Source organism: Clostridium sp. HBUAS56017 (assembly GCF_007115085.1).
Lineage (GTDB): Bacteria > Bacillota > Clostridia > Clostridiales > Clostridiaceae > Clostridium > Clostridium cibarium.
In genome coordinates, this window is sequence record NZ_SULK01000049.1 from 1 (window position 1) to 3,279 (window position 3,279).

Genomic DNA, 3,279 nt, shown 5'->3' on the forward strand with positions numbered 1-3,279 from the left:
AATATTAATTAAATCTCATATAATAATATTACTTTGGATTTAAAATGGATTTAAATTAAGACTTTACAATGAATTTTTAGCAAATAAAAAAGCCTCAAACGAGTAATATACTCATTTGTGACTTAGTAATGATAGTCCATAGGGGAATCGTCTAGCACATTTATTTATATATTAATATACAACACAAACATACGCAAACCATTATAAATACTTGCTTTTCTTAAGTTTAATTATATAATGAAACAATGATATATTTTCTTATATTTTGGAGAATAGTAACCTTATAGTAACCTTTAGGTTAACTTAAAAATAAATTATTTATAAGGAAGTATATTATGAGAAAAGTTGATTATAACTCTATGACAGTAACTTTTAAAAATGCACCATGTAAAGAGGCATTAGTTGATTATTACTGTTTGCTAATTGATGTGTTAATGGAAAAATATGGCAAAGATGCTGTAAGAATAGCATTAGAAGAATTAATAAATGAACATTATTAATAACATGAGCAAATCTGCTTATGATCTATATCACAAAATTATAACTTAATTTATATAAATAATAATCTCACACGCAAGAAAAAGAGCCTAGCGAAAACTAGGCTCTAAATTTTTTATTTATTTTTATCTATTTCTAAAGACTCATTAATATCTTTTTCTGCTAGCATATCTTCATTACTAATGCATTTTATAAATTCTTCATTATCCATATATACTAGTAATATTTTAAGTAATTGATGAAATTGTTTCTTTTTTCTTAATATACTATTAGGAGCTTCTAATACTATTGAATATATAAAATATCCAAATAGCAACAAAATTACTACTAATAATAAAATAACTACTATTATATCAATACTAAATCTACTAAAAAAATATGTAAAACCTGCGGCTCCAAAAAATCCTGTAATCAGCTTTAAAATCTCACCTAACCCTGTTCTTTTTATCTTATCTAACAATCCACCAGTGTCTTTTAAAAGATTTTCCAATTGCCCTTTATTACTTAAATTTTCATGAATTAAAACACTATATAAAACATCAATATGCTTTCTGTAATCACTCAGTTTAACATTATTTGTATAAATTACAAGTAATGGTGCAATGAAAAGAAAAAATGCACTGGCCACTATGGTCTTTGCATTACTATAATTTACTGAATACACAAAACATGAGAAACCTAAACCGAAATCTAAAGCTATATATAATAACTTTAATTTGTTTTTCAAAGGAATATCTTTAAACTTTATTCGTCCTTTCTCATCTTGATATTTCTTGTAATATTCCTCTTTATATTTATCAAAAATTGATACTAACCATTCATTATAATTCATATACTCCCACCTCATGGTTAATATTACCACAATATATTTGTTAAATAAATAAAAACAGCAGCTGAATTGCTCCTTGCTACTGTTCATACGCATCAATTTCTATTTTATACTATTCCTTTTCTTATAACTTCTTCTGTTATTAGCCGTATCTCCTTTGTTAGGGGTTCAGCCAAGCTATTTTTAATATTTTGAGGCAAGAAAAATAGTCTTTTTAATATATATAACCTTAGTCTTATATAGGCTATCTTTATTCTTAAAATATCTAAATCCATAATTCTCACCTCCTTAAAAACTATACTAAGTCATCTATTGCTATTTCCGCTGATTCAAGCAATTCAATTGGAATCCTTGAGTTTTCTAATAATGTTTCTCCTAATTTTATATCATTTACATTTATACACGGATTTAAAGTATATAATTCCTTAATATCACTTTCTAAATTTAAAAGTATTTTAAGTAATTTATCTCTATCCTGTTCTTTTAATTCCTTTACACTTTCAACTCCAGTTGCTTTAAATAATAATGTAAGATATTCTTTTCTGACTTTTATCTCTTTAAGTTTTCTATTTGTCTTTGCTTCTTGGCCAAATTGTTCTGTATATATTTTATATCCGAACTCTAACATTGGTTTAATGGCTTTAAAGACAACTGCAGAACCACTTAGAATTAAAAGCAAACTTCCAGACTCTAATCTTTTGTATTTCAATTCTTCATCATTACCTATAAGTTTATTGGTATTTTCATAAATATTTTTTATTAACTTAACATTCTCAATTAGATTATCAACCGAATTATCTTCATTTAACAATCTGACTTTAAAAATTTCTTTCTATTCATTTTCTAATAATAATTTATTTGAAATATCTTCAACTTGTTCAAATTTAGCATATAAATATTTAAATGAATTTGATATATCTACTAATGCTTTTACTGTATTCAAATATCTTGCTTCCACCTGATTTAAATCATAACTAATAGAACTAAATTCTTGAATTATCATCATATTATTAATAGCATTGTCAGCAAATTCCTTAAAATTACAAACATCATACTTTTCTTTTAATTTCCCTAACCCTACTGAAAGAGCAATTAAATTAATTCCTCTTAGACCTCGTTCAAACTTATCAAAAAATCCTCTATTATACTGACTAATGGAATTAGCATTATTAGATCCTACATTAGTTGCAGCATTTATTGATTTATTTAACAAAAAATTAGTTAAAAAATTATAATCGTTATATATCCTATTCACCATTTTTTCTATACTACTAACAATATTATTATACTATGACAATTCATCTTTTAGTTTAACACATTCTTCTCTTACATCTGATAAATTCACCTTTATACCTCCATCACACTATTTATATTTTGTTTAATTTATGCTATAATAGAGGTATATTAAATAGTCTCTATTATACATTGAACTCACGAGATGGCACTCTCATATGTGAGTTCTTTTTATTTGGTTATATTTACATAATACTACAGTTTGTCCAATATTTCAAAAACAAAAAAAGAATGTTACAAGCAAGATTTCACCTACTCACCACCTACCTTTTGAGGAAAATATAATTTCATGTTTACTTAATAACAATATGTATAAATATTATTTTCTTGTATACAATAATTTTATCTATACTTAGGAGGTTAGCTTATGCCAATAATTCCAGACACGCCCAGTATTCATGTATATGCAAAAGCATTATCAGCGTTTACACAATTATTATTTAATTTAGGAAACAGTCATTATGAACAATATATTAACTCAAAAAGTAATCCATCAATAGCAGAAACGTTTAACACACTATTAACTGAAAATCTATATAATATATTTCATACCCAATATAAAGGTGTACTTTACGGACTTAACATAAGATATAAAGAATATAAAGGAACAGACACTGAATTAGAATGGTTAAACAACATTGTTGAAGATTCAGCAGATT

General features: G+C 25.2%; 6 protein-coding genes. 2 read left to right on the forward strand and 4 right to left on the reverse strand.

Translation table 11 applies throughout. From position 1 onward, the window contains the following. Positions 1 to 335: 335 nt before the first annotated feature. A complete protein-coding gene (locus tag FAY47_RS20535) occupies positions 336 to 500 on the forward strand; it encodes a hypothetical protein (protein WP_185966922.1) in 165 nt (54 codons plus the stop codon). Between the two features lie 113 nt (positions 501 to 613). Here FAY47_RS20535 and FAY47_RS19710 read toward each other — a convergent pair whose 3' ends face one another. The 4 genes from FAY47_RS19710 to FAY47_RS19720 form a co-directional block, all read right to left on the reverse strand. Next, complete coding sequence (locus FAY47_RS19710; protein WP_143318630.1) at positions 614 to 1,330, reverse strand: hypothetical protein; 717 nt, start codon at positions 1,328 to 1,330, stop codon at positions 614 to 616. Positions 1,331 to 1,434: 104 nt separating this feature from the next. Next, positions 1,435 to 1,602 (reverse strand): hypothetical protein, encoded by a 168-nt coding sequence (locus FAY47_RS20540; RefSeq protein WP_185966923.1) that lies wholly within the window; start codon positions 1,600 to 1,602, stop codon positions 1,435 to 1,437. A 20-nt stretch (positions 1,603 to 1,622) separates the two neighbouring features. After that, entirely contained in the window at positions 1,623 to 2,138 is a 516-nt protein-coding gene (locus FAY47_RS19715; RefSeq protein WP_143318631.1) for a hypothetical protein, read from the reverse strand. A 21-nt stretch (positions 2,139 to 2,159) separates the two neighbouring features. After that, the gene (locus FAY47_RS19720; RefSeq protein ID WP_143318632.1) at positions 2,160 to 2,540 is read right to left on the reverse strand and encodes a hypothetical protein; all 381 of its coding nucleotides are present in this window, start codon (positions 2,538 to 2,540) and stop codon (positions 2,160 to 2,162) included. Positions 2,541 to 2,987: 447 nt separating this feature from the next. On the opposite strand from FAY47_RS19720, the gene FAY47_RS19725 reads away from it, so the two are divergent. Further along, on the forward strand, positions 2,988 to 3,279 hold a 292-nt coding region (locus tag FAY47_RS19725; protein ID WP_143318633.1), incomplete at its 3' end, for a hypothetical protein.

What these genes read in the sequence shown, in the direction of transcription:
- FAY47_RS20540 (WP_185966923.1), bottom strand. Translation starts at nt 1,602, where the DNA reads ATGGATTTAGATATTTTAAGAATAAAGATAGCCTATATAAGACTAAGG.
- FAY47_RS20535 (WP_185966922.1), top strand. Translation starts at nt 336, where the DNA reads ATGAGAAAAGTTGATTATAACTCTATGACAGTAACTTTTAAAAATGCA.
- FAY47_RS19710 (WP_143318630.1), bottom strand. Translation starts at nt 1,330, where the DNA reads ATGAATTATAATGAATGGTTAGTATCAATTTTTGATAAATATAAAGAG.